Genomic DNA, 24,520 nt, shown 5'->3' on the forward strand with positions numbered 1-24,520 from the left:
ACGGGAAACCCCCGTCGAAGGAGCCCCTCGTGCGCGTTGGCGTCCACCTCTACCGTTTCGACTCCGTCGAGCCCGCGGCCCTGCGTCAGGAGCTGGCCGACGCGGCCCGCGCCGCCGACGACTCCGGGGTCGCCTGGGTCTCGGTCATGGACCACTACTTCCAGATGGTCGCGGCAGGATTCCCCGCCGACGACCCGATGCTCGAGGCGTACACGACGCTCGGCTACCTCGCGGGCGTGACGTCACAGGTGCAGCTGGGCGTGCTGGTCACGGGCGTGACCTACCGGCATCCCGGCCTGCTGGCCAAGATCCACGCCACGCTCGACGTCCTCTCCGGTGGCCGCGCGACGCTCGGGATCGGGGCCGCCTGGTACGAGGAGGAGCACCGCGCGATGGGGGTGCCCTACCCGCCGCTGGCCGAGCGGTTCGAGCGTCTCGAGGAGACGCTGCAGATCTGCCGGCAGATGTGGGACCCCACCGACGACGGGCCGTACGAGGGCAGGCACTACCAGCTGGCCCAGACCCTGTGCTCGCCCCAGCCGCTGACGCGCCCCGAGATCCTCATCGGTGGCTCGGGCGAGCGCAAGACCCTGCGCCTGGTCGCGCAGTACGGCGACGCGTGCAACCTGTTCACGTCCACGCCCGACGAGGTCGCGCACAAGCTCGAGGTCCTGCGCGGCCACTGCGCGGACCTCGGCCGCGACCCGGCCGAGATCCGCGTGACCATGCTGTCCCGCGGCGAGAGGCTGCTCGCCGGGGACCTCGACGGGTTCGTGGAGGAGATGCGGGCCTACGACGCCCTCGGGGTGGAGTCCGTCATCCTCACGCCGGCGGACACCAGCCTGGCGGCGTGGGTGAAGGACACGGTCGCCCCCGCGGTGCCGCGCCTGGCGGACCTGGGTCGGGGCTAGGCGCTCGCGTCGGCAGCCGCGTGCAGGGCCGCCACGTCGATCTTGCTCATCGCCAGCATGGCGTTCACGGCGCGGCCCGCGCGGCCGGGGTCCGGGTCGCCCAGGAGCGCCGGGAGGTCCGTGGGGATGACCTGCCAGGACAGGCCCCAGCGGTCCTTGAGCCAGCCGCACCGGCCCGGCTCGCCGCCGTCCGCGGTCAGGGCGTCCCACACGCGGTCGACCTCGGCCTGGTCGGGGACCGAGACGAAGAACGAGAACGCCTCGGTGAACGAGTACATCGGTCCGCCGTTGAGGGCCTGGACCTCCACGCCGTCGAGCACGAAGCTCACGGACATCGCCGTGCCGGCCGGCTGGGGGGCGCCCTCGCCGTAGCGGGCGACGGAGGTGATCGCCGAGTTGGGGAAGATCTCGACGTAGCGCTGCGCGGCCTGCTCGGCCTGGTCGTCGAACCACAGGAACGGGCTGATGGTCTGCATCTCGGTGCCTCCGGTGTGTGCGACGCGAGCCGGGTGCCCGGCGTCCCTTCGTGAGGTGGTCGGAGCCGTCCCCGCGATCTCGACATCAGGCCCGGTGCGACTTTCTACGAGCCGTCCAGCACCTCCCAGCGCGCCACCGCCTCGTTGCGCGAGGTCACGCCGAGCTTGCGGTACGTCGAGATCGCCTGCGTCTTGACGGTGTTGCGGGAGACACCGAGCCGTTCGGCGATCAGCGGGAACGTGAGGTGCGTCGCGAGCAGGGGCAGGAGCCGGATCTCGGCCGGCGTGAGGGTGTCGGGGCGGCCCTGGTCCGCCGTCTCCTGCACGGCCGCGACCAGCGCCGCGACCCTGTCCGGCAGGTCCCCGAGTCCGGGCCGGCGGTGCACGATCTCCTCGGCCCGCCGTGCTGTGGCGGCGGCGGCGTGGTGGTCGCCCAGGCCGAGCGACGCCTGCGCCGTCGCCAGCAGGGCCTGCGTGGAGACGACCGGGAGCGCGTAGGTGAGCAGCGGCCGCAGGGCCAGGGCGCGCCGGGTGTGCTCGACGGCCTCCGACCGCAGGCCGAGGTGCACGGCGAGGCGGGCGGCCCAGGCGAACACGAGCGCGCTGGACCAGTAGGAGCCGTAGTCGCCGTCCGTGACGATGGACGTCGCACGGCGGACGGCGTCCTCCGCGGCCGACCAGTCGCCGCGCTCGACCGCGATCGATGCCCGCTCGCACATGACCATCCCGACGAGCGGCCCGATCCCCGCCGCCTCCGCGGCCTCCTGAGCCTCGACGAACAGGCCGTCCGCGTGGTCGAGGTCGCCGTCGAGCAGGTCCGCGAGCGCCTCGGTGTGACGCATCGTCGCGCGCAACGGGCTCGCGGGTGCCAGCCCTTCCCACGCGACGCGGGCGTCGAGCCGCATCTGGGCGGTGCCCTGGCGTGCCTCGATCGCGTCCAGGTACGCGAGCGTCGCCTCGACCGTGCTCCCGTCGGACAGGGAGCCGGACACAGGCGCCCCCTTCGCGATCGCGGACCACCGCTCGGCACGTGCCGGCTCGCCGACCAGCGCGAAGATGAGGGCCGCGTGCGCGGCGATCGCCGGGAAGGCGCTGCCGCCGTCCGACTCCTCGAGCCACGACATCCACCGGTGGACGGAGTCGATGCCGCCGTTGGCCCAGGTGTGCTGCGACCAGTCGAGGACGAGCCGGGTGAGCTCTGCGGTGTCGCCGGCCAGGTGCGCGTGCTCGATCGCCTGGTCCGGGACGCCTGCGTCGCCGTACCAGCGGGCCGCGCGACGGTGCAGCTCCGGCACCAGTGCGGGCTCCTTGCGGTGCAGCTCGGCGGTCAGCAGGTCCCGCAGGAGGGGATGGCACCGGAACCGGTCGCCGTCCCGGCCGGCCTGCTCGATCACCCCGTGCGCGGCCAGGTGCTCCAGCGCCGCGCCCGAGGACCGGGTCCGCAGCACCGCGTCGCACAACGGTCCGGACAGCTCGTCGAGGATCGCGCAGCGCACCAGGAGCGCGGTGTCGCGACTCCGCAGGCCGGCGAGCACCTCGGTGCGCAGGTACTCGCGCATGAAGACGTCGTCGCCGGTGAACGTCCGGGTCTCGTCGGCGCGCAGCGCCATCCCCGCGAGCGACACCGCGACCGGCCACCCCTGCGTGCGTTCGAGGAGCTGGTCCGTCGCGGTGGGCGACAGGGTGATCCCGGACCGTGCGAGCACCTGGGCGGTCTCGTCGTGAGCGAAGGACAGCTCGCCAGGACCGAGCTCCAGCAGCTCGCCCGCGGCGCGCAGGCGCGCGATCGGCAGGCGGGGTCGCGCCCGGGACGTGATGCCCACCCGCCACGTGTCGGGCAGCCGGTCGATGACGTCGGTCAGCACGTTGAGGCTCGCCGCCGAGGTCATCACCTGGACGCCGTCGACGAGCAGCGTGCCCGCGGGGGCGGGGTCGAGAGCCCGGATGAGGCCGGCGACGGTGACGATGCCCGGTCCCGCACCTGCGGCGCGGCCGATCGCCGCCAGCAGTGCGGCGGGGTCGTTGTCGGCGTCGGTGCAGGTGTGCCACACGGCCGCGCCGGCCAACCGGTCCGCCCACTGGCCGAGGAGAGCGGACTTGCCGTAGCCGGGACCCGCGACGATGGCGACGACCCGGGTGGGTGAGCCGACGAGCGCGTCGACCAGCTCACCGCGGGCCACCAGCCCGACCCCGGCGCGATGTCGGCGCACCACGGGGTGCCCCGAGCTCTGCGAGGTCGCCGACTGTTGCTCAACGGCGGATGAACCGTGCCAAACGGGACGTTCCCCCACGTCGGGCCACGCTACCGGGCCCCTGGACACGCGCAAGGACCTGGGTCGGGTGAGGTCAGTCCCGTCCGGCCGTCAGGTCGATGTGCGGCACGTCGTCGCTGTCGTCGCCCCACGCGATCCGGCGCGGGGCGTCGTGCGACTCGACGGTCGCCGCGTGGTCGCGCTCGAAGTAGTCCCAGGCCCAGCTGAGGAACGCGTCGGTGCGGCTGTGCACGCCGCTGAGCAGCATCGCGTGCACCCCGAGCCACGCGGCGAAGGCGATCGGACCGTCGACCTCGTGGCGGTGCGCGCCGACCTCGGCGACGGCGGCGTTGCGGCCGATCATCGCCATGATGCCCTTGTCCTTGTAGTGGAACGGCGCGAGGCCGTCGCCCTGGGTCGAGCGCAGGATGTTCTGGGCAGCCCAGCGCCCGGACTGCTGCGCGACGGACCCGAGCTGTGGCAGCGTCGGCGCCCCTGGACCGGACGGGATGTTCGCCACGTCGCCGACCGCCCAGACCCCGGGGTACCCCTCGACCCCGAGGTCCGGGCGGACGTCGATCCGCCCCCCACGTCCTGTGGCCGGGCCGGCGGACCGCGCGATGGCGGCTGCGGACTCGCCGCCGGCCCAGATGACGGTCCGGGTGGGCAGACGCGTGCCGTCGTCGAGGTCGACCGCATCCCGGTGCACCTCCTTGACGCCCGCGCCGAGGCGGATGTCGACACCGGCCTTCTCCAGGTGCTTGTGCGCGTACTCCTGGGCCCGCGACGAGAACTGGCCGAGCACCGCGTGGCCGCGGTCGACCAGGTGCACGCGAGCGTCGGCGGGCATCCTGCCCTGCGTCTGGAGGGCCGCGACGAGCTCGGCGAGCGCGCCGGAGACCTCGACGCCGGTGGGACCGCCGCCGACCACGACGACGTCGCGCGACCCGGTGTCGCCCACGAGGGCCTCCTCGACCAGGGCGCGGTGGTGCAGCCGCAGGCGCTCCGCGTCCGCGACGGAGTACAGCGGGAACGCGTGCTCCTGGGCGCCCGGGATGCCGAAGAAGTTCGGGCGCGCGCCCGCCGCGAGCACGAGGTGCTCGGCCGACAGCGACCTGCCGTCCTCGAGGACGAGCGTGCGGTCCGCGAGCGACGCCGACGCGACACCCCCGAGCACCACGTCGACGCTCGGCACGTCCGCGAAGATCGTCCGCAGCGGGCGGGCGACGTCCTCGGCCGGCAGCTGCGACGTGGCCACCTGGTAGAGCAAGGGCTGGAACTGGTGGTAGTCGGTGCGGTCGACCAGCGTCGTGCGGATCCCCGCCTCGCCCAGGGTCTGCGCCGCGGCGACGCCCGCCAGGCCGCCGCCCAGGACCAGCACGTCCGTCACAGCGACATCTCCTCGACGCGCTCGGCCAGGATGATCCGTGCGGCGGCCTCGATGAGGGCGAGGTGCGAGAACGCCTGCGGGATGTTGCCGAGGTGCCGCGCGGCCGCCACCTCGAACTCTTCCGCGTACAGGCCGAACGGGGAGGCGATCCGCAGCAGCCGCTCCATCAGGTCGAGCGCGCGCTGCTTCTCGCCGACCACCATGAGCGCCGAGACCAGCCAGAACGAGCAGATGACGAACGTGCCCTCCTTGCCGGACATCCCGTCGTCGGTCTCGTCCGTCCGGTAGCGCAGGACGAACCCGTCCTCGGAGAGCTCGTCGGCGATGGCCAGGACGCTCGCGCGGAGCCTCGTGTCCGTGCCCGGCAGGAGACCGAAGTGCGCGGCGAGGAGGTTCGAGGCGTCGAGCGCGTCCGTCTCGTAGTGCTGGCGGAGCACGCCGCGGTCGCTCAGGCCGCGGGCGAGGATGTCGTCCTTGATCTCCTGCGCGGTGGCGCCCCAGGCGGCCTGGAGCTCCGGCTCGCCGCGGATCCCGGCCAGCTGGGCGGCTCGGTCCATGGCGACCCAGCACATGATCTTCGAGGAGACGTAGTGCTGCGGCTTGCCGCGTGCCTCCCAGATGCCCTGGTCGGGCTCCTGCCAGATGGCGGCCGCGCACTCGGCCTGGGCCTTGACGATCGGCCACAGCCGGGCCGGAAGGCGCTCGCTGCGCCGGGTGTGCAGCAGGATCGAGTCGAGGACGGACCCGAAGACGTCGTTCTGCTTCTGGTCGAAGGCGCCGTTGCCGAGGCGGACCGGGCGCGCGCCCTGGTAGCCGGTGAGCTCGTCACGCGTGGTCTCGGTGAGGTCGCGGCGGCCATCGATGCCGTACATGATCTGCAGCCCGCCGTCTTCGTTGGGCTCGATGTCCGCCACGAACTGCATGAACTCGTCGGCCTCCCAGTCCAGCAGCAGGTAGTGCAGGGCCTGCAAGGTGAACGTCGAGTCGCGCATCCAGGTGTAGCGGTAGTCCCAGTTGCGCTCGCCGCCGGGCGTCTCGGGCAGTGAGGTCGTCAGCGCCGCGACGGTCGCCCCGGTCGGCATGTAGGTCAGGCCCTTGATGACCAGTGCCGAGCGCTCGACGTAGGGACGCAGGCGGTGGTCGGGCATCCGGGCGCGCCCCAGCCAGCGCCGCCAGAAGTCGCGGGTCGCCGTGACCCGCGCGGCGGCGTCCGTCGCGTCGGCGGGTCCGTCCAGGGAGGCGGCCCACGACAGGGAGACGAACGCGGTCTCGCCGGCCGTGAGCTCGTGCCGGCCCCGCAGAGCGTCGCCCTCGACCCCGAGCGCGAGGTCGGTGCGCAGGCGCATCGACGTCCCCGCGCCGGTGATGTCGGCCGTGTGGCCGTCGGTGTCGAGGGCCCAGGGCGCCCGCGTCCGGCCGTAGTCGAACGCGGGGTCGCACACGAGCTCGACCCGCACCGACCCTTCGAGGCAGGTCGCGGTGCGCACGAGGAGGTGTTCCGCGTCGTCGTCGGCAGGCGGGCGGGTGTGCGGCGTGGTCTCGTCGGGTCCCTCGCGCCGACCCATGGTCAGCGCGTCGCGGATCTCGAGCCAGCCCGTCGGGGTGTGCCAGGTGGTGACGAGCACGTTGGTGCCGGGGTCGTAGGCGCGCGACGTCGGCACGTTGATGCCGTACGGCGCGAACCGGAAGTAGCCGGCGCCCCGGTCCAGGAGGCTGCCGAAGACGCTGGGGCTGTCGAACCGCGGCACGCACAACCAGTCGACCGACCCGTCGGGCGCCACGAGCGCCCCCGTGTGGCAGTCGGACAGGAACGCGTACTGGGCGATCGGCGGGAACGGGGATGCGGGGCTGTTCGAGTCCACGGGTTCCTCCTGGTGGGGGTGCTCAGGCGAGCCGGGCGAGCAGGTGGTCACCCACGCGCAGGGCGTTCGCCATGGCGGTGAGCGCGGGGTTCACGGCGCCGATGCTGGGGAAGAAGCTCGTGTCGACGACGTACAGGTTGTCCACCTCGTGCGTCCTGCAGTCGCGGTCGAGCACCGACGTCGCCGGGTCGTCGCCGAACCGGACCGTGCCGGCCTGGTGCGCGCAGCCCGCGACCGGGATGTCGTTCTTCATGTACAGGTCCCGGGGGACCAGGTGGTGCGGGTGCATGCCGAGGTGCCCGAGGTTGTGCTTGACCCGGCTGTACAGCTCGTCGAGTGGCTGCCGGTTGTTCGGCGTGTACGTCAGCACGATGTCGCCGTGGTTGCCCAAGGTCACACGGTTGTCGGGGTCGGGCAGGTCCTCGGCCGACAGCCAGAAGTCGACCGCGTGCTCCGCGACCTCCTCGAGCGCGAACAGCGGCGCGAGCTTCGCGATGGGCTTTTCGCCGCGGTACATCGGCGCCGACGACTTGCCGACCATCTGCACGTTGCCCATCGGGAACGCAAAGCTCTCGTCGCCGAAGTAGTAGTCGTTGACGCCGAGGGTCTTCTGGAACCGGGTGTCGTTGCGCTCGATGGAGATCGCCAGGAACGCCCGGCTGTTGTGGAACATGTAGTGGCGGCCGACGTGGTCGGACCCGTTGGCCAGGCCGTTCGGGTGCCGGTCGTTGGCGCTCTGCAGCAACAGCTTCGCCGAGTTGGCGGCGCCTGCCGAGACCACGACGACGTCGCCGGAGAACCGCTGCTCGACTCCCTCGACGTCGGCGACCACCGAGGTCACGGTGTTCCCGGAGTCGTCGGTCTCGAGCCGACGCACCTCGGCGTTGCGGACCAGGGTGACGTTCGCGTGCTCCACGGCGGGCCGCACCGCGATGACCTCCGCGTCGGACTTGGCGTGCAGCAGGCACGCGAACCCGTCGCACGTGGCGGAACGGATGCACGGGCTGTACGCCGGGTTCGCCTCGTTCAGCATGATGCCCGAGGGGGAGTGGAACGGGTGCAGGCCGATCGCCGTCATGTCGTCGAAGAGCTTCTGGATGCGCGGTTCGTGCGACACCGGCGGGAACGGGTACGGACCGCTCGACGGGGGTTCGGTGGGATCCTCACCGCGCGCACCGTGCACCTGGTAGAGCTCCTCGGCCTGGGTGTAGTACGGCTCGAACTCGTCGTACGCGACGGGCCAGGCCGGCGAGATCCCCCCGTGGTGCTGGATCTCGCCGAAGTCCCGCTCCCGCAGCCGGTAGAGCGCGGCACCGTAGAACTTCGTGGCGCCGCCCACGTTGTAGTGCACCTGCGGCTGGAAGGCCTTTCCGGTGTGGTCGAACCAGGTGTCCTTCGAGACGTAGCGGTTCTTGACGAAGGTCTCCGTCGCGTCCCAGTTCTGGGGCTCGCGCGGGAGCCAGTCGCCCCGTTCGAGGATGAGGATCTTCTTTCCCGACGGGGCCAGCCGGTGGGCGATCGTCCCGCCCCCGGCGCCAGACCCGATGATGACGACGTCGTAGTGCTCGGTCATCTCGTCTGCCTCACAGACCGGGGCTGCTGTGCATGATGCCGCCGTCGGCGAAGACCGTCGTGGCGGTGAGGTAGGTGGCGCCGTCGCCGGCGAGGAACGCGACGAGGCTGGCGATCTCCTCGGGCTCGGCCATCCGGCCCAGCGGGATCGCGGCGTCGAGCGTCTTCATCTTCTCGGGGTCGTTCATCGTCGAGGTGTTGATCGGCGTCGCGACGGCGCCGGGCCCCACACCCACCACCTGCACGCCCTGCGGCCCGAGCTCGACGCCCGCGGTCCGGGTGAGCATCCGCATCCCGCCCTTGGACAGGCAGTACGCGGTGTTCCCCGGCATCGGCCAGTCCTCGTGGACCGACGTCATGTTGATGATCCGGCCGCCCGTGCCCTGCTTGATCATCTGCTTGGCGGCGATCTGGGTGCCGAAGAACGCGCTCTTGAGGTTGATGTCCATGACGCGCTGGTACTGCTCCTCGGTGGTGTCGAGGACGGACGTGCGCGTCTCGATGCCGGCGTTGTTCACCATGATGTCGAGGCGCCCGAAGGCCTCCACCGTCGTGGCGACGAGCCGCTCGAGGTCCGCGACCTTGCTGACGTCGGCGTCCACCCCGATCGCCTGGTCGCCGAGGGCGTGCACCTGCTTCTCCAGCTCCTCGGTCGCCTCCGGGTGCGCGACGAAGTCGATGACGATGTTCGCTCCCGCCTCCGCGAGCGCGAGGACGACGGCCTTGCCGATGCCGCTGTTGCCGCCCGTGACGATGGCCACTTTCCCGTGCAGGCTCATGTGCGTGCTCCTTCGTCGAGGGGTGCGGACGGACCCGGGGCCGGGTCCGGTGGTTCAGCCGTCGGCGGGCCTACGATCCGGCGACGGAAGACGAAGTACGACCAGCCCTGGTAGAGCAGGATCAGCGGAACCAGCACGACGGCGACGATCGTCATGACCTGGAGCGCGTACGCCCCGGACGCCGCGCTCGTCACGGTCAGGCTGTCGGCCGCCGAGGTGCTGGACACCAGGACGTTCGGGTAGAGGTTCGCGAACAGCGTCACGACGGTCAGTGCGATCCCGAGCGCCGTGGCGGTGAACGCCCAGCCGTCCCGATGGGCCCGCACCAGCAGCGCCGCCGCGAGGACCGCGACGACCGCGAGCACCGGCGGCACGGTGCCGCGCAACGCGGGAGCGCCCGACACGGCCGGCGTCGCGACGGCGAACGCGAGCAGGAGCAGGACCGCCGGCACCACGGCCACGGCCGCAGCGCGCTGGGCCCGGGTGCGCACCACGTCCGTGGTCCGCATGGCCAGGAAGGTGGCGCCGTGCAGCACGCAGAGGGCGGTGAGCGTGAGTCCGACGAGCAGGCCGTAGCCGGTGACCGTGTCGGTGACCGAGCCCGTGAACTCCTCGGTGGAGTCGACCGGCAGGCCGGCGAGGAGGTTGCCCAGCGCCACGCCGAGGAGCAGCGGGCACAGCAGGCTCCCGAGGGTCAGGCTCCACGACCACGTCTGCCGCCAGCGCGTCGCCTCCATCCGCCCGCGGAACTCGAACGAGACGCCGCGGGCGATGAGCGCGACGAGCAGCAGCACCAGCGGGAGGTACATCGCGGAGAACCACGTGGCGTACCAGCTGGGGAAGGCCGCGAAGATCCCCGCCGCACCGACGATCAGCCAGACCTCGTTGCCGTCCCAGAACGGGCCGATCGCGTTGATCGCGACGCGCTGCTCGGTGTCGGTGCGGCCGACCACCTTGTGCAGCATCCCGACGCCGAAGTCGAACCCCTCCAGGACGAAGAAGCCGGTCCAGAGGAAGGCGATGATCAGGAACCACAGGTCGGGCAGGGTCATCGGGACACCTCCTCAGAACGTCAGGGCGGGGACGCGGGGCTCGCCCTCGACGGGCGGCTCGTCAGGCTCCTCGAGCTCCAGGCCGCGGCGGGCGTAGCGCATCATCAGGTAGACGTTCACGGCGCCGAGGAGCAGGAAGATCGTGTAGAAGACGACGATGCTGATGATCAGCTCGGTCCTGCCGACGGACGTCGAGATCCCGTCCTTGGTCAGCATCAGGCCCTGCACGATCCACGGCTGGCGGCCGTTCTCCGTGAGCATCCAGCCGGCCGTGTTCATCAGGAACGGGAACGCGACGGCCCACGTCGCGACGAACAGGAACACGCGCGCGGTGGGTAGTCGGCGCCGCCAGATGAGCCACAGACCCCACAGGGCCACGAGCGCGGCCAGCGATCCGAGGTACGCCATCACGCGCATCGACCAGTACTGGACGAACACGTTCGGCACGTAGTCGCCCGGGCCGTACTCCTCCTGGTACTGGGCGTTCAGCTCGTTCAGCCCCTGCACCTCCCCGTTCCACGTGCCCGTCGCGAGGATGGAGAGCAGGTGCGGGATCTCGATGATCTTGGTGGGGGTCTGGTCGTCGTTGCCGCCGCCGATCTGGAACGCGGAGAACGAGCACGGCTGGCACGTCTCCCACTGCCCCTCGGCCGCCGAGATCTTCATCGGCTGGTACGTCGCCTCGATGACGCCGAGGTGACTGCCGACGCCCAGCGCCAGGAAGATCGAGGGCAGCAGCACGGCGATGGACACCTTCGCCGAGCGCGTGAACACCTCCGCGTGCTGACCGCGCCGCAGGTACCACGCGGAGACGGCCAGCATGAGCACCGACCCGGTGACGAGGGACGCGGTGAGCACGTGCGCGTAGCCCCACACGAAGACGGGGTTCGTCATCACCGCGCCGATGTCCGACAGCTCCGGGCGGCCGGTCGCCTGGTCGACGGTGTACCCCACGGGGTGCTGCATCCAGGAGTTCGCGGCCATGATGAACGCCGCCGAGCCCGCGGCCCCCGCCGCGACCAGCCACACGGTGAGCAGGTGGATCTTCGGGGGCAGCACGTTCCAGCCGAATACCCACAGACCGATGAACGTCGACTCCAGGAAGAACGCGGCCAGCCCCTCCATCGCCAGGGGAGCGCCGAACACGTCACCGACGTACCGCGAGTACGCCGACCAGTTCATGCCGAACTGGAACTCCTGGATGAGGCCCGTCACCACGCCGACGGCCACGTTGATCAGCAGCAGCGTGCCGAAGAACTTGGTCAGCCGCTTGTGGTCGGGGTTGCCGGACCGGAACCACATCGTGTGCAGGACCGCCACGAGGAAGCCGAGCCCGATAGTGATAGGGACGAAGAGGAAGTGGTAGATGCTCGTCGAGGCGAACTGCAGGCGGGCCAGATCCAGGTCAGACACCCGACCTCCCCCACAGCTCGACGCGGGTGCGAGCGGCACGCGCGGACGGCGTGCCGGTCTGTCGAGCGTCGCACCGGGTTCGGCGGACGAGCATCACCCCGTCGGGATGAAAGGGGCGGTCCCGGGGACCAGGGCGCGCGCATCATCCGCAGGGGATGACGACGGTGCTCTCCGGCGGTGCTGGGCGCCATCACCGCGCGCATGCCCCGGCCGGCCACCTGAGGGCCGCGCTCACCAGTGCGCGGGCGCGTCCAGGCCGTCGGGCAGCCGGGTCGTCCCGTCGCCGCGCGCGGACGCCACCTGCGGCGGTGTCAGGAAGAGCGCGTCCGTGAGGTCCGCACCGTCCAACCGCGCGCCACGCACGTCCGCGCCGAGCAGGTCGGCCACCCGCAGGTCGGCGCCCCTCAGGTCCGCGCCGAGCAGGAGCGCCCCGCGCAGGTCGGCTCCGCGCAGGTCGGCACGACGGAGGTTCGCCCCCGTCAGGTCGGCGCCGCGGGCCTGACGGCCACGCAGACCCTCCCGCGCGACCGCACTCACCCTTCCGAGCAGCTCGCCGACCAGGACCTGCGCAGCCGGTCCCGCACCCGCCTCCCGCACCTCGGCCACCTCGTCGCGCAGGCGGGCGATCTCGTCGTGCAGCGGCGCGGCGGCTCGGATCGACAGCGCCTCGGTGAGGTGCCAGAGCAGCTCGTGCAGCCCGCGCATCGTGCCGAACATCGCGAACATCTCCGCGGCGATCCCGGGTTCGTCGCGCCACGTGCGGCCGTCGAAGAGCTGCTGGGTGACGAACTGGCCTGCCCCGAAGCACTCGTAGACCGTGCAGCCCGTGAACCCGCTGGTGCGCAGGTCCGCGTGGATGGAGCACAGGAAGTCGTCCTGCAGGTTCCGGCACGGAGTACCGGCAGGCTTGTCGTAGGCGAAGTCCGACGACCGCTGGAACGCGTGCGCGACACAGCACAGCCCTGCGCACCGTGAGCAGTCCGAGCGCAGCTCCCGCAGCGGGATCGGGGTGTGGTCGGTCACGAGGTCGAGACTAGGCCGGTCGTCACTCCACCGCGTCGATCAGTCGGCGCACGGCCACGACGTGGTCACGCAGTGCCTGCCTGCCCACCGGTGTCAGTCCGACCCACGTGGTCCGCCGTCCCGCACGGACACCCTTGCGGCTGTGCAGGTAACCGGCCTCGACCAGCGCCGAGACGTGCTTGGACAGCACCGAGTCGCTGACGTCCAGCGCGTCCCGCAACGTGACGAACTCGGCCTCCGACACCCCCGACAACGTCGCGACGAGCTCCAGCCGCGTCGGCGCGTGGATCAGCGGGTCCAGCCCGGCCATCAGCCGAGGACCAGCAGCGTCGCGCACCCGAGGCACGCGACGACCGCGAGGACCGCCAGCACCCGCGGGGAGGCACCGCGCGCGTGGGTGACGGGATCCTGCCGGTAGGCGTGCCACCAGTGGCGGACGCCGAGCGCGCAGCCGAATCCTGCTGCCACGGCCGCCACCGCGACGAGCCACCACCGGGAGTCGAAGGCGGCCACGATCGCCACGGCGAGCGCGCCGAGGTAGACGAGCGACGCGCGTGCCCCGGCGACGAGGACGACCTGGCTGGCCAGGCCGTCGACCCGGACCCCGTTGATCCGGCTGAACCGGTGCAGCACCAGCGCCGCGACGGCCAGGAACACCGCTACCCCGGCCAGCGCGATGGCGACCCCCGTGACCGTCTGTGCGGCGATCCCGTAGGCCGCGGCGCCGACCTGGACCGCGATCCCGGTGGCGAGCAGCGGGTAGAAGCCGGCGGGCAGGCGCAGGCTCGTCGTCAGTCGGCTGCGTGCGTCGTCGGCCGCGGCCAGGGCGGAGTGCGGGTCGTCCGGGATACTTTCCATAGTGGAAAGCATAGGTTCAACTTTCCAGACTGGCAAGTATGCGTCTGCCGTCGGCAGATCCGCCGACGGCAGACCGGGGGTCGGTGGGCGGTCTGCGCGTGTGACCGTCGAGGGACCAGCGACCCACGGAGGCACCCATGACCACCGCACCGACCACAGTGCGCCCCTTCGACGACGACCTGTCCACCCGCCTCCTGCACCAGCGGATCGTCGTGCTGGGCCAGGAGGTCGACGACACCATCGCCAACCGCGTCTGCGCGCAGCTCCTGCTGCTCTCCGCGGAGGACCCCCGGCGCGACATCGCGCTCTACATCAACTCGCCGGGCGGATCCGTGAGCGCGGCCCTCGCGATGTACGACACGATGCGGCTCATCCCGAACGACGTCGCGACGCTCGCGATGGGACTGGCCGCGAGCGCCGCCCAGTTCCTGCTCAGCGCAGGCACCCCCGGCAAGCGGTTCGCGCTGCGGCACTCGCGCGTGCTCATGCACCAGCCGTCGGGCGGGATCGGCGGGACCGCGATCGACATCGCGATCCAGGCGCAGAACATGGCGCACGTGAAGCGGACCATGCAGTCGCTCACGGCCGAGCACACCGGGCAGAGCGTCGAGACGATCGAGCGCGACGCCGACCGCGACGCGTGGTTCACCGCCGAGGAGGCGCTGGCGTACGGGTTCATCGACCGGGTGGTCGAGCACCTCGACGACGTCCGCCCGGACGCCTCGATGCGACGGGCGGGTCTGTGATGGCCGGCCAGTACACGATCCCCGTCGTCATCGAGCAGCGGCCGACGGGCGAGCGCGCGTCCGACGTCTACTCGCGCCTGCTCACCGACCGGATCATCTTCCTGGGCACCGAGATCGACGACGGCGTCGCCAACGTGGTCATCGCGCAGCTGCTGCACCTGCAGTCGGAGAGCCAGGACTCACCGATCCACCTGTACATCAACTCGCCGGGCGGCTCGATCACCGCGCTCCTGGCCGTCTACGACACCATCCAGTACATCAAGCCGACGGTCGCGACGTTCTGCCTCGGGCAGGCGGCGTCCGCGGCTGCCGTGCTGCTGGCCGCGGGGACGCCCGGCAACCGGCACGTGCTGGAGCACGCACGGGTGCTCCTGCACCAGCCGTCGGGCGGGGGAGAGGGGACCGCAGCGGACCTGGAGATCCAGGCCCGCGAGATCGCGCGGCTGCGCGAGCAGGTGGACGAGATCCTGCACCGCCACACGGGCCAGCCGCTGGCCAAGCTCCGCACCGACACGGAGCGCGACCTCATCCTCACGGCGCAGCAGGCCGTGGACTACGGCTTGGCTGACCGGGTCGTCACGACCCTCAAGGAGGTGCCGCCGATCAGCTGACGCTCAGGCGGCCAGCAGGAGAGCCGCGCCGACCTCGCCGGTCGGCGACGGCCGCTCCGCGTGGGCGGTGAGGGTGGTGACGCTCGCGAGCTCGTGGCGGGCGGAGGCCGCCGGGTCGGCGGCCGCGGGCGGCGCGGTCAGGTCCACCACGAGTCGGCCCTCGGCGAGCGCAAGCTGCGCGTGCGCGGTGCCGACCAGGTCGACGAGCCGCAGCCCGAGCGCCCGGCATACCGCGGCGAGGACCTCCGACGACGCCTCCTTGCGCCCGCGCTCGACCTCGGACAGGTACGCGACGGACACCCGGGCGTCCTCGGCGACGTCGCGCAGGGTCCGCCGCTGGCGCTCCCGCTGCTCCCGCAGGATCGAGCCCACGAGCCGCCGCAGCAGCGGCTCGGTGCGGTGCTCGAGGTGCGTCAGGTGCGGCGTCATCGCGTCCTCCGGGGTCGACGAGGTGCTCCCGCCACGCTAGCCCGCGATGGCCGTCGACCGGGGTCGCGCCGCTTCTGCCATCAGCGGACAGCGCCGTCAGCCGAGCTGGACCTGCTCGTAGCCCTGGTCACGCCCGACGAGCGTGTGGCCGAGCACCTCCAGCTCGGCGACGTGCGGCGGGTACGGGGCGCGGAACACGAGGTCGCCCCCGGCGGCGTCGTACGCGACGAGGCTGGGCTCGGCGGTCAGGGTGGTGCGATCCGTCGCGACCAGGACGTGCGTGCCGTCGGTGAGCAGGGCAGACGGACTGATCCCGACCAGCTCGTCGCTCCGCCACACCTCCCGCCCTGACCCCCCGTCGAGCGCCACCACCTCGCGTGCCGTGGTCGCCACGTACACGCGGCCGCGCAGGACGAGCGCGTTCGTCGAGGAGGGCACGTCGGCCGACCATCGCGCCCTACCGGTCCCCGCGTCCCAGGCGTGCACCGAGCCGTCGCTGGTCAGCAGCAGACCCGGCACGCTCCCGTCGTCGACCGGGGTCGGCACGATCTCCCCGTCGATCGTCCGGTCGGCCGCGGGGTCCCCGTCCGCCGCCACCAGGGTCGACAGCAGCCGGCCGTCGGCTGACTGCCCGAGGATCGCGAGGTCGCCGCCCGGGGTGGTGCTCCAGCCCCAGCGAGCGCCCTGCTCGGGCGAGTCGACGCCGACGAGCACCAGGTCGTCCCGGACCATCGCACCGTCGCGCGAGAGGAGGCGCAGCGCGCCGCGAGCCGTCGAGACGGCGACCAGGTCACCGGCGTGGAACACGGCCAGCTCACCGCCACCCGGTGTCGCCGGCTCCTCGCGCGTCCACCGCACGGCACCGGTCAGCACGTCGTGGCCGGTCACCCGGAGGGTGTCGTCGGTCGCGGAGGCCACCACGACGAGGTCGCCCGGGAACGACGCGGCGCTCGTGCCGTGCTCCAGGGGCCACCGCGCCAGGACCGAGCCGTCCGCGGTCCCGAGGACGACGATCTCGGTCGTGGTGGCGGGCCGGCGATCGACGTCACCGTTGCCGGACAGGACCTGCGCGCCGTCCGTGACCAGGCAGACGATCCGGTCGGCGTCCACGGCCGCACCGTCGGGCTCGCACGCGCTGCCGCCGACGACCACCACGTCGCGCGAGCCGGTGCGCGTCGCCGGCAGCAGCTGTCTGGCCCAGCCGGGCTCGCCGGGCGCGAGCCAGCGGTAGGTCAGCACGCCGTCCTCCGCCAGCGACAGGGTGCCGCCCGCCTCGCCGGTGAGCCCGGCGGCGGCGTCGTCGGTCAGCCGGCGGACCACCTCGAGGGTGTCGCCGACCGGTCGGAGCACCCCCGGGACGGCCTGCAACCGCTCCGCGGCCGCATCCTCACGGGCCGACAGGAGCGCCTGCGTGCCCGCGAGTGCCAGGACGACCACGAGGGCGCCGACCCCCAGCCAGACTCGCCGCCGACCCTGCGGCGGGTCAGGAGCTGTGGCGGGGCCGTCCAGCTCGACGTCCTGCAGGGTGTCCCGTCGCACGGCTCGACCGTACCGGGGACCTCAGCTCGACACGTCGGCCGTCGTGAAGCGGCTCCACGCCAGCGCGCCGAAGATGACCACCCACGCGGCCTGCAGCGCGAGCCCCTGCCCGAGCACACCCCAGTCGGGTTCGAGCCGGAGGAACTCCGCGAAGTCGAGCCAGTGGTGGGTGAGCAGCGCGGGCGCGATGGTGTGCAGCTGCGGGAGCTGGTCGAGGACGCCGCAGACGATCGCGGTGACGACCGTGGCGGCCATCGCGCCGACAGGCACCTCGGTGAGCGTCGAGAAGAACAGCCCGACCGCGACGAGCCCGGTCATCGACAGCCCGACGTACACGACGACCGCGGCGATGCGCAGGATCCCGTCGCCGAGGGGGACGGTGGTCCCGGACAGCAGGGTGATGCCGCGCACACCGAAGTACGCCGCCCCGGCCACGATCCCGACCACCGCGATCGCGGCAACGGCGGCGGCCGCGAACGTCAGCGCACCGACGGCCTTCACCGCGAGCAGCCGACCCCGCGCGACGGGCACGGTCAGCAGGTAGCGCAGGGTGCCCGCGGACGCCTCGCCGGCGATGGCGTCGCCGGACGCGATCCCGATGGTCAGCGGCAGCAGGAACGGCAGGCACACGAACAGGGACGCGACCACGAGGAACAGCCCGTTGCTGGTCACCCGCCCGACGAACCCCGGACCCTGGCCCTGGAGTGCGGTGTCCTGGGAGAGGAACAGCACGGTGCCCAGCAGCAGGGGGACCAGCGCGAGCCCGGCGAGCAGGACCTGGTTGCGGCGTCGGCCGAGCACGAGGCGCAGCTCGGAGCGGACGAGACGGAGCAGGGAACCTCTGCGGGGACCGGCGGTCTCAACGAGCGACATCGAAGCCCTCCCCGGTCAGCTCGACGAAGATCTGCTCGAGGTTCGGACGCCGGACCTCGAGCCCCAGCAGGTCGACGCCCGCGTAGACGAGCGCGGCCGACACCTTCTCGGGCGGCACGGCGCCGAGCAGGGCGGACACCGTGGCGCCGGTGGTCTCGACGTCGGTGAGGCCCAGACCGGTCAGCACCTCCGCCGCGGCGCCGACGTGCTCGGTCGACGTCTGTACGGACAGCCGGGGCAGTCCGCGGGAGGTGAGCTCGGCGCGGTCACCCTGGAGCAGGAGGTGTCCGCCGCTCATGATCCCGATGTGGCTGCACACCTGCTCGATCTCGGCCAGCAGGTGCGACGAGACCAGCACGGTGGTGCCGTGCTCGGCGAGCTCGCGCACCAGGTTGCGGACCTCGCGCGTGCCCTGCGGGTCGAGGCCGTTGGTCGGCTCGTCGAGCACGAGGAGCTCGCGCGGGCGCAGGAGGGCGGCCGCGAGACCGAGCCGCTGCTTCATGCCGAGCGAGTACTGCCGGTACGGCTTGCTCGCCGCCGCACCCAGCCCCACCCGGTCGAGCGCCTCGTCGGCGCGCCGGCGGGCGGTGCGCGGGTCGGCCGTCGCGTCGCTGGCGTCCAGCCGCGCAAGGTTCGCCGAGCCCGTCAGGTACGGGTGGAACGCGGGTCCCTCGACGAGCGCACCCACGCGCGGCAGCACGTCGGCGCCGGCCCTCGGCATCTCGCCGCCGAGCAGGAACGCGCGCCCGCTCGTCGGCCGCACCAGCCCGAGCAGCATGCGGATGGTCGTCGTCTTGCCCGAGCCGTTCGGCCCGATGAAGCCGTAGACGGCGCCGCGCGGGACCTCCAGGTCGATGCCGGCGACCGCGACCTGTCCCGAGCGGAACCGCTTGGTCAGTCCCTCGGTCGAGATGGCGAGCGGCGCGACGGAGGCCGCACCCGAAGGTGCGGCCCCGGTCGTCGGGTCCGTCACTGGGCCGCCAGGGCCTGGAGCGTGGCACCGGGCACCGCGCCGACCAGCACGCGGCCGTCGTCGGTGACCAGCACCGACAGCAGCGCGGAGGACAGCAGCCGCCCCTCGGGCACCTCGGTCGTCAGCGTGTCGTACAGCGCGGTGGTGTCGAGGTCACCCATCGGTGAGCCGGACCCCTCCTCGGGCACGAACTCCGAGTACAGGTCCGCGGCACCCTTCGAGCCGAAGGTCTTGTCGACGCCGGGCAGGCTGGCCGCGGCCGACGGGTCGCCGGCGACCAGGGCCGCCACGTCGAGCCCGGAGGCCTCCACGACCGTGTCCCAGCCGGTCCCGGTGACGGTGACGCCCTCGGGCAGCTCCTTCTCCGGTGTCGCCGTGGCTGCCTCGGCGGGAACCTCCGGCAGCGGCACGACGACCTCGCGGGTCGACGCCCCGGCGGGGGCCGAGAACGCGAGGACCGAGTCGGCGGGCGTCGCGAACGACACGTCGGTGAAGCCGATCTCCAGCGCGGGCGTCTCGGTGTCCGACGTGCTCCACACCTGCACGCGCAGCGGGGTCGAGGTCTCGGCGTCCACGGCCACCACGATCCTCCCCACCAGGGTCGTGTCGCTGGTCGGCGTCACCACCAGCTGATAGGCGGGCCGCCCGGCGACCTCGGTCTGCGAGTCGAGCGTCACGGTCGACGTGAGCTTCGCCATCCCGACCGCCTGCCGTCCGGCCTCCTCCGGTGTCGGCAGGTCGCCCTGCACGGGAAGGTCACCGGCCTCCGCCTGCGCCGTCAGCTCGTCGAAGCGGGCGGCGTCGGCCGCGCTCAGGCTGTAGTGCACGACCGCGTCGTCGGTGCTGGAGTACGTCCACGCCTCCGCGCCGTCCTGCACCACCGAGTACTCCGACGTGGCGCCCAGCAGCGCGACCCGGGACCGGTCCCCGCTGTCCGACCAGACCCGCATCGTCGAGCTGCCGCCGAGCAGGGCAACCGGGTTGGCGCCGCCGACGTCACCGAAGGGCAGCGCCGGCAGGCCGAGGCGTGCGGTGTAGACGACCGTGCCGGACAGCGGCGACGGCTCGGCGCTCGCCACCTGCGCGGCCAGCTCCTCGGGGCTGATCGTCGGCAGTCCGGCGTCGTCGGCCGACGCGAACAGCGGGGGAGCGGCGAACGCCAGACCCACCGCGACGGCGGCGACGACGGGGACGGCCCAGCGGGTCCGGGGGCTCAGGGTGCGACGGGGCTCGTTCATGGCTCCACTGTGCGTCATGCCTGCTGAGGCCATCCTGAGAGCGCGACGGCGTGGGCTCGGGCACCGGATGGGATGCTCAGGACATGCGGGTTCTGGTGGTGGACGACGAGCGCGGTCTCGTGCGCGCGCTGCACCGCGGGCTGACCGCCGAGGGCTTCGCCGTCGACGTCGCGTACGACGGGGAGCGCGGGCTCGAGCTCGCCGCGCAGGGCGGGTACGACGTCATCGTGCTCGACGTCATGCTCCCGCGACGCAACGGGTACGACGTGGTCACCGAGCTCCGCGCGCAGGACGTGTGGACGCCCGTCCTCATGCTCAGCGCCAAGGACGGCGAGTACGACGTGGCCGACGGGCTGGACGTCGGCGCCGACGACTACCTGACCAAGCCGTTCGCGTTCGTCGTGCTGGTCTCGCGGCTGCGCGCCCTCCTGCGCCGGCAGGGTCAGGTCCGCCCCCCGGTGCTGACCGCCGGGGACCTCGTCCTCGACCCCGCGACCCGGCGCGTGACCCGGTCCGGCGAGGCCGTCGCGCTGACCACGCGCGAGCTCGCCCTGCTCGAGTACCTGATGCACCACGCCGACCGCGTCGTCGGCAAGGTCGAGCTGCGCGACCACGTGTGGGACGGCACCGGCGAGGACGTCAACGTGGTCGAGGTCTACGTGGGCTACCTGCGGCGCAAGCTCGGCCGGGAGGTCGTCGAGACGATCCGTGGCGCCGGGTACCGCGTGGCCGGCTGACGTGTCGCTCCGCCTTCGGCTCACGCTCCTGGCGTCGGGGGCGTTGTGCGTGGCGCTCGTCGTCGGCGCGATCGCCCTGACGACCGTCCTGCGCAGCACCCGCATCGACGCCCTCGACCAGGTGGTCCGTGACCGCGCCGCCACGGTGTCCGCGCTCGCCTCCGACGACCGGCTCCCCGAGACGTTGCCGGTCGCCGAGCCGGGCGAGATCGTGCAGCTCATCGACGCCGACGGCGCGGTGCTCGCCACCTCCCCGAACGCGAGCCGGACCCTGCCGGTGCTGCCGCAGGACGTCCTGGCGGGACTGAGCGGCGTCTCGACGACGGACCGGAGCGCCTACGACGAGGCCGCCCGCGTCGCCGTGCAGACGACGACCTACCAGGACGAGCCCGCGACGGTCGTCGCGACCGTTCCGCTGACCGAGGTGCAAGGGGTGCTCGACGCGCTCCGGGTCGCGCTCGCGGTGGTCGTCCCGCTGCTCACCGTGGCGCTCGGGCTCGTGGTGTGGCTGATCCTCGGGCGGGCGCTGCGGCCGGTCGAGGAGCTGCGGCGCGGCGCGGCGCTCGTCGCGTCGTCGGGCGGCCCGGGTTCCCTGCCGGTCCCGGCGCGGGACGACGAGCTCGGCGCGCTCGCCCGCACGCTCAACTCGATGCTCGACCGGCTGGAGGCCGGAGCGGCGCGCCAGCGCGCGTTCGTCGCGGACGCCGCGCACGAGCTGCGCTCCCCGCTGGCTGCCCTGCGCACCAGCATCGAGGTCGCGCAGGCGCACCCGCAGTCGTACCGAGCCGACGAGCTGGCGGCGGAGCTCGAGGGTGAGGTGCTGCGGATGCAGGCGCTGGTCGACGACCTGCTGCTGCTGGCGCGGGTGGGGTCGTCGCCGATGGCCAGCGACGAGCTCGACCTCGGCGCGGTCGCGCGCGACGTCGTGCGGCCGACCGAACCCGTGACCGTCTCCGGCTCCGGGCACGCCTGGGGGGACGCCGCCGCGGTCGGACGCGTGCTGCGCAACCTCGTCGACAACGCCGTGCGGCACGCCGGGTCCCGGGTCGTGCTGACGGTCGGGGAGGGCGTCGTGCGGGTCGACGACGACGGCGCCGGGCTCGACCCGGCAGACCGTGAGCGCGTGTTCGAGCGGTTCGTGCGGCTCGACGAGGCTCGTCAGCGCGACGAGGGCGGCAGCGGCCTCGGCCTCGCGATCGCCCGTGAGATCGCGCGCGAGCAGGGCGGTGACGTCGTGCTGGGCGCTGCCGACCTGGGCGGGTTGCGAGCCGAGCTGCGGCTGCCGCGGACCGATCTGTCGTCGTAGGTTGGGTTTCACGAGCCCCGGAGGTGACGACGATGCCCGAGCACGACCCGGTGCGCGACGCGGCCCGGTACCGCGTGGAGCGCGACTCGGCGGGTGAGCGTGCCGAGAACGAGCCCGCCGCGCCGCTCCGCGGCCGGATGGAGAACCGGCACCAGTGGGTCGACGTCGTCATCGACCAGGCGATCGCCCGCGGCGAGTTCGACGACCTTCCCCTGGCCGGCAAACCGATCCCCGGCATCGCGCGGCACGACCCGGACTGGTGGCTCAAGGCGCTGATCGAGCGGGAGCAGATCTCGGGCGTCCTGCCGGAGGCGATCCAGCTGCGCAAGGACGACGCGGTCCTCGGGGAGCGGCTGGACGCGCTGCGCACCGAGGACGAGGTGCGTGCCGCGGTCGACGAGTTCAACGCCCGGATCGTGTCCGCCCGGCGTCAGCTGATGGGCGGTCCGCCGGTGGTCACCCCGCTGCGGGACGCCGACCGTGAGGTCCGCGGATGGATCGAGCGTCGCCGCGTCCCGGAACCCCCGCCCGCTCCGGAGCCGGAGAGGAAGCGGCGCCGGTGGGGGCGCCGGACCTGACGGTCAGGCCCGGTCTTCGAGGGCCGGGAGGATCGTGGTGGGGATCGCGAACGACAGCGAGATGGCGACGATGCCGCCGAAGAACACCCACGGTCCCCAGTCGCCGACGTTGAATGCCACGGTGAACAGGGCCAGGCCCAGCAGGAACAGGATCGCGGGGAAGACGACGCTGAGCATGCGACCGGGCGTGCCCGACCCGTCGTCCTCGCGGCGCTCGATCACCGGGTAGCTCATGGGTCGTCCTCCAGGGAGTGCTGTGCTGGGGTCCCCGGTGTGGTTCCACCGAGGACCCCAGCGTAGTCAGTGCGCCAGGGCCGGCGCCGACTCGTCGACCGGTGCGCCGTGCGGGGACGGAGCGGCCTTGACGAAGAACGCGGCGGGGATCGCGGCCAGCGAGATGACCGCGCCGACCAGGAACGCGGCGTGGATGCCGCCCGCGGTCGCGTCGACCACACCGGAGCCCGCGGCCGCCAGCGTGGCGCTCTGCGCGGTCAGCACCGTGACGAACAGCGCCGTGCCGGCCGCGCCCGCCACCTGCTGCACCGTGCCGACCATCGCGCTGCCGTGCGAGTACAGGTGCATCGGGAGCGAGCCCAGCGCCGAGGTGAACAACGGCGTGAACATCAGGGCCAGCCCTGCGCTGAGCGTGACGTGGCACGCGAGCATGAGCCACGGCGAGCTGTTCGCACCCAGCAGCGTGAAGCCCCACGCGCTGGCACTGACGATGATCGCGCCGGGGACCAGCAGCGGCCGCGGACCGAACCTGTCGTAGGCGCGCCCGACGCTCGGTGCCAGCAGGCCCATGATCAGCCCGCCGGGGAGCAGCAGCAGACCGGTCTGCAGGGCCTCGAGCCCGAGCACCGTCTGCGCGTACAGGGGCACCAGGATCAGGGTCCCGAACAGGGACATCATGCTGATCGCCATCACGCCCACCGAGATGGTGAACGTGGACGACGAGAACGTGCGCAGGTCCAGGAGCGCGTCGTCGACCTTCTGCAGCTGCAGCTGGCGCAGCACGAACACCACCAGCGCGACCGCGCCGGCGCCGAGGGAGACCCAGGTCGCGGTGGTGATACCGGTCGTCGCGACCGCCCCGAGCCCGCTGAGCCCGTACACGATCCCGCCGAACGCGATGGCCGACAGGATCACCGAGCCGATGTCGACGCGGGCGGTCCGGGTCTCGGTGAGGTTCGGCAGCCGGACGGCGCCGAGCGCCAGGGCGCCGAGCGCGATCGGCAGGACCAGCGCGAACAGCCAGCGCCAGTCGAGCACGCTCAGCACCAGCCCCGAGATGGTCGGGCCGATCGCCGGGGCGACCGAGATGACGATGGAGATGTTGCCCATCGTGCGGCCGCGGCTCGCGGGCGGGGTCACGGTCATGACCGTGGTCATGAGCAGCGGGAGCATGATCGCCGTGCCGCACGCCTGCACCACGCGGCCGACGATGAGCGCGTCGAACCCGGGCGCCAGCGCGCAGATCGCGGTGCCCAGGCTGAACAGGGACATGGCCGCCAGGAACACGGCGCGCGTGGTGAACCGCTGGATCACGAAGCCGGTCACGGGGATGACGATCGCCATCGTCAGCATGAACGCCGTGGTGACCCACTGGGCGGTGCTCGCGGGGATGGCCAGGTCGCTCATCAGCCGGGGGAGCGCGACGCCCATGATCGTCTCGTTGAGGATCACGACGAACGTCGAGGTCAGCAGCAGGCGGACCGCGAGACGGTCGCGCGCGCCGGTTCCCGCAGTCGCGTCCGAGGGCGGATGGGTGGTGGTCAGGGTCTCGTCGGTCACAGGGGTACACCTCGGGTGTGAAGAGGGAAGGGTGTGGCGCGGCCGGTGGAGATCGGCGCGGACGGTGTGCACAGTCTGTGCGGTGCGGCCACGGCGGGTCGACGTTTT

At 72.6% G+C, this 24,520-nt stretch carries 24 protein-coding genes; 6 read left to right on the forward strand and 18 right to left on the reverse strand.

All coding sequences use genetic code 11. From position 1 onward, the window contains the following. Positions 1–29 precede the first annotated feature (29 nt). Positions 30–911, forward strand: coding sequence for an LLM class F420-dependent oxidoreductase (locus ASD16_RS18675; RefSeq protein ID WP_055921264.1), 882 nt, complete (start codon positions 30–32; stop codon positions 909–911). Here ASD16_RS18675 and ASD16_RS18680 read toward each other — a convergent pair. The 11 genes from ASD16_RS18680 to ASD16_RS18730 form a co-directional block, all read right to left on the reverse strand. After that, the gene (locus ASD16_RS18680) at positions 908–1,387 is read right to left on the reverse strand and encodes a VOC family protein (protein WP_055921267.1); all 480 of its coding nucleotides are present in this window, start codon (positions 1,385–1,387) and stop codon (positions 908–910) included. The two genes, ASD16_RS18675 and ASD16_RS18680, sit on opposite strands and share 4 nt — an antisense overlap. A gap of 104 nt (positions 1,388–1,491) precedes the next feature. Continuing rightward, positions 1,492–3,597, reverse strand: coding sequence for a LuxR family transcriptional regulator (locus ASD16_RS18685; protein ID WP_157454022.1), 2,106 nt, complete (start codon positions 3,595–3,597; stop codon positions 1,492–1,494). 136 nt (positions 3,598–3,733) lie between these two features. Next, a complete protein-coding gene (locus ASD16_RS18690; protein ID WP_055921272.1) occupies positions 3,734–5,029 on the reverse strand; it encodes an NAD(P)/FAD-dependent oxidoreductase in 1,296 nt (431 codons plus the stop codon). Next, the gene (locus tag ASD16_RS18695) at positions 5,026–6,891 is read right to left on the reverse strand and encodes a glycoside hydrolase family 15 protein (RefSeq protein WP_055921275.1); all 1,866 of its coding nucleotides are present in this window, start codon (positions 6,889–6,891) and stop codon (positions 5,026–5,028) included. The genes ASD16_RS18690 and ASD16_RS18695 overlap by 4 nt, the downstream gene beginning before the upstream one ends. A gap of 22 nt (positions 6,892–6,913) precedes the next feature. Beyond that, positions 6,914–8,464, reverse strand: a complete 1,551-nt coding sequence (locus tag ASD16_RS18700; protein ID WP_055921277.1) for a GMC family oxidoreductase — start codon at positions 8,462–8,464, stop codon at positions 6,914–6,916. Between the two features lie 10 nt (positions 8,465–8,474). After that, entirely contained in the window at positions 8,475–9,242 is a 768-nt protein-coding gene (locus ASD16_RS18705) for a glucose 1-dehydrogenase (protein WP_055921280.1), read from the reverse strand. Further along, on the reverse strand, positions 9,239–10,294 hold the full coding sequence (gene cydB / locus ASD16_RS18710; protein ID WP_082570992.1) for a cytochrome d ubiquinol oxidase subunit II: 1,056 nt from the start codon (positions 10,292–10,294) through the stop codon (positions 9,239–9,241). Before cydB ends, ASD16_RS18705 begins: the two co-directional genes overlap by 4 nt. Positions 10,295–10,306: 12 nt before the next feature. Then, positions 10,307–11,707, reverse strand: coding sequence for a cytochrome ubiquinol oxidase subunit I (locus ASD16_RS18715; RefSeq protein WP_055921283.1), 1,401 nt, complete (start codon positions 11,705–11,707; stop codon positions 10,307–10,309). A gap of 231 nt (positions 11,708–11,938) precedes the next feature. Then, entirely contained in the window at positions 11,939–12,730 is a 792-nt protein-coding gene (locus tag ASD16_RS18720) for a pentapeptide repeat-containing protein (RefSeq protein WP_055921286.1), read from the reverse strand. Between the two features lie 22 nt (positions 12,731–12,752). Next, positions 12,753–13,040 carry a transcriptional regulator gene (locus ASD16_RS18725; RefSeq protein ID WP_055921290.1) on the reverse strand — a complete coding sequence of 96 codons (288 nt, stop codon included), beginning with the start codon at positions 13,038–13,040 and terminating at the stop codon, positions 12,753–12,755. After that, positions 13,040–13,588: a hypothetical protein gene (locus ASD16_RS18730; RefSeq protein ID WP_055921293.1), complete on the reverse strand. Its 549-nt coding sequence runs from the start codon at positions 13,586–13,588 to the stop codon at positions 13,040–13,042. Before ASD16_RS18730 ends, ASD16_RS18725 begins: the two co-directional genes overlap by 1 nt. 137 nt (positions 13,589–13,725) lie before the next feature. Here ASD16_RS18730 and ASD16_RS18735 point away from each other — a divergent pair, with 137 nt between their 5' ends. Together ASD16_RS18735 and ASD16_RS18740 are read left to right on the forward strand one after the other, a co-directional pair. Further along, positions 13,726–14,334, forward strand: a complete 609-nt coding sequence (locus ASD16_RS18735; RefSeq protein WP_055921298.1) for a ClpP family protease — start codon at positions 13,726–13,728, stop codon at positions 14,332–14,334. Next, positions 14,334–14,945 (forward strand): ClpP family protease, encoded by a 612-nt coding sequence (locus ASD16_RS18740; protein WP_055921772.1) that lies wholly within the window; start codon positions 14,334–14,336, stop codon positions 14,943–14,945. The genes ASD16_RS18735 and ASD16_RS18740 overlap by 1 nt, the downstream gene beginning before the upstream one ends. 3 nt (positions 14,946–14,948) lie before the next feature. Here ASD16_RS18740 and ASD16_RS18745 read toward each other — a convergent pair whose 3' ends face one another. From ASD16_RS18745 to ASD16_RS18765, 5 genes are all read right to left on the reverse strand, one after another. Further along, entirely contained in the window at positions 14,949–15,374 is a 426-nt protein-coding gene (locus ASD16_RS18745; protein WP_082570993.1) for a helix-turn-helix domain-containing protein, read from the reverse strand. 96 nt (positions 15,375–15,470) lie between these two features. Next, on the reverse strand, positions 15,471–16,913 hold the full coding sequence (locus tag ASD16_RS18750) for a PQQ-binding-like beta-propeller repeat protein (RefSeq protein WP_055921301.1): 1,443 nt from the start codon (positions 16,911–16,913) through the stop codon (positions 15,471–15,473). Between the two features lie 21 nt (positions 16,914–16,934). Then, entirely contained in the window at positions 16,935–17,786 is an 852-nt protein-coding gene (locus ASD16_RS18755) for an ABC transporter permease (protein ID WP_055921304.1), read from the reverse strand. After that, a complete protein-coding gene (locus tag ASD16_RS18760; RefSeq protein WP_055921307.1) occupies positions 17,773–18,759 on the reverse strand; it encodes an ABC transporter ATP-binding protein in 987 nt (328 codons plus the stop codon). Before ASD16_RS18760 ends, ASD16_RS18755 begins: the two co-directional genes overlap by 14 nt. Then, positions 18,756–19,997, reverse strand: a complete 1,242-nt coding sequence (locus ASD16_RS18765) for a hypothetical protein (RefSeq protein ID WP_082570994.1) — start codon at positions 19,995–19,997, stop codon at positions 18,756–18,758. The genes ASD16_RS18760 and ASD16_RS18765 overlap by 4 nt, the downstream gene beginning before the upstream one ends. A gap of 83 nt (positions 19,998–20,080) precedes the next feature. Between ASD16_RS18765 and ASD16_RS18770 the strand changes: the two genes are divergently transcribed. The 3 genes from ASD16_RS18770 to ASD16_RS18780 are packed head-to-tail and all read left to right on the forward strand — an operon-like array spanning position 20,081 to position 22,618. Continuing rightward, positions 20,081–20,734: a response regulator transcription factor gene (locus tag ASD16_RS18770; RefSeq protein ID WP_055921312.1), complete on the forward strand. Its 654-nt coding sequence runs from the start codon at positions 20,081–20,083 to the stop codon at positions 20,732–20,734. A gap of 1 nt (position 20,735) precedes the next feature. Further along, a complete protein-coding gene (locus ASD16_RS18775; protein WP_235523422.1) occupies positions 20,736–22,040 on the forward strand; it encodes an ATP-binding protein in 1,305 nt (434 codons plus the stop codon). Positions 22,041–22,072: 32 nt separating this feature from the next. Continuing rightward, positions 22,073–22,618 (forward strand): DUF1992 domain-containing protein, encoded by a 546-nt coding sequence (locus tag ASD16_RS18780; RefSeq protein ID WP_055921774.1) that lies wholly within the window; start codon positions 22,073–22,075, stop codon positions 22,616–22,618. 3 nt (positions 22,619–22,621) lie between these two features. Here ASD16_RS18780 and ASD16_RS18785 read toward each other — a convergent pair whose 3' ends face one another. Together ASD16_RS18785 and ASD16_RS18790 are read right to left on the reverse strand one after the other, a co-directional pair. Further along, positions 22,622–22,852 carry a hypothetical protein gene (locus ASD16_RS18785; RefSeq protein ID WP_055921318.1) on the reverse strand — a complete coding sequence of 77 codons (231 nt, stop codon included), beginning with the start codon at positions 22,850–22,852 and terminating at the stop codon, positions 22,622–22,624. Between the two features lie 66 nt (positions 22,853–22,918). Next, positions 22,919–24,412, reverse strand: coding sequence for a DHA2 family efflux MFS transporter permease subunit (locus tag ASD16_RS18790; protein ID WP_082570995.1), 1,494 nt, complete (start codon positions 24,410–24,412; stop codon positions 22,919–22,921). Between the last annotated feature and the right edge of the window lie 108 nt (positions 24,413–24,520).

The sequence above is a fragment of the Cellulomonas sp. Root485 genome (assembly GCF_001426705.1).
Classification (GTDB): Bacteria; Actinomycetota; Actinomycetes; order Actinomycetales; family Cellulomonadaceae; genus Cellulomonas.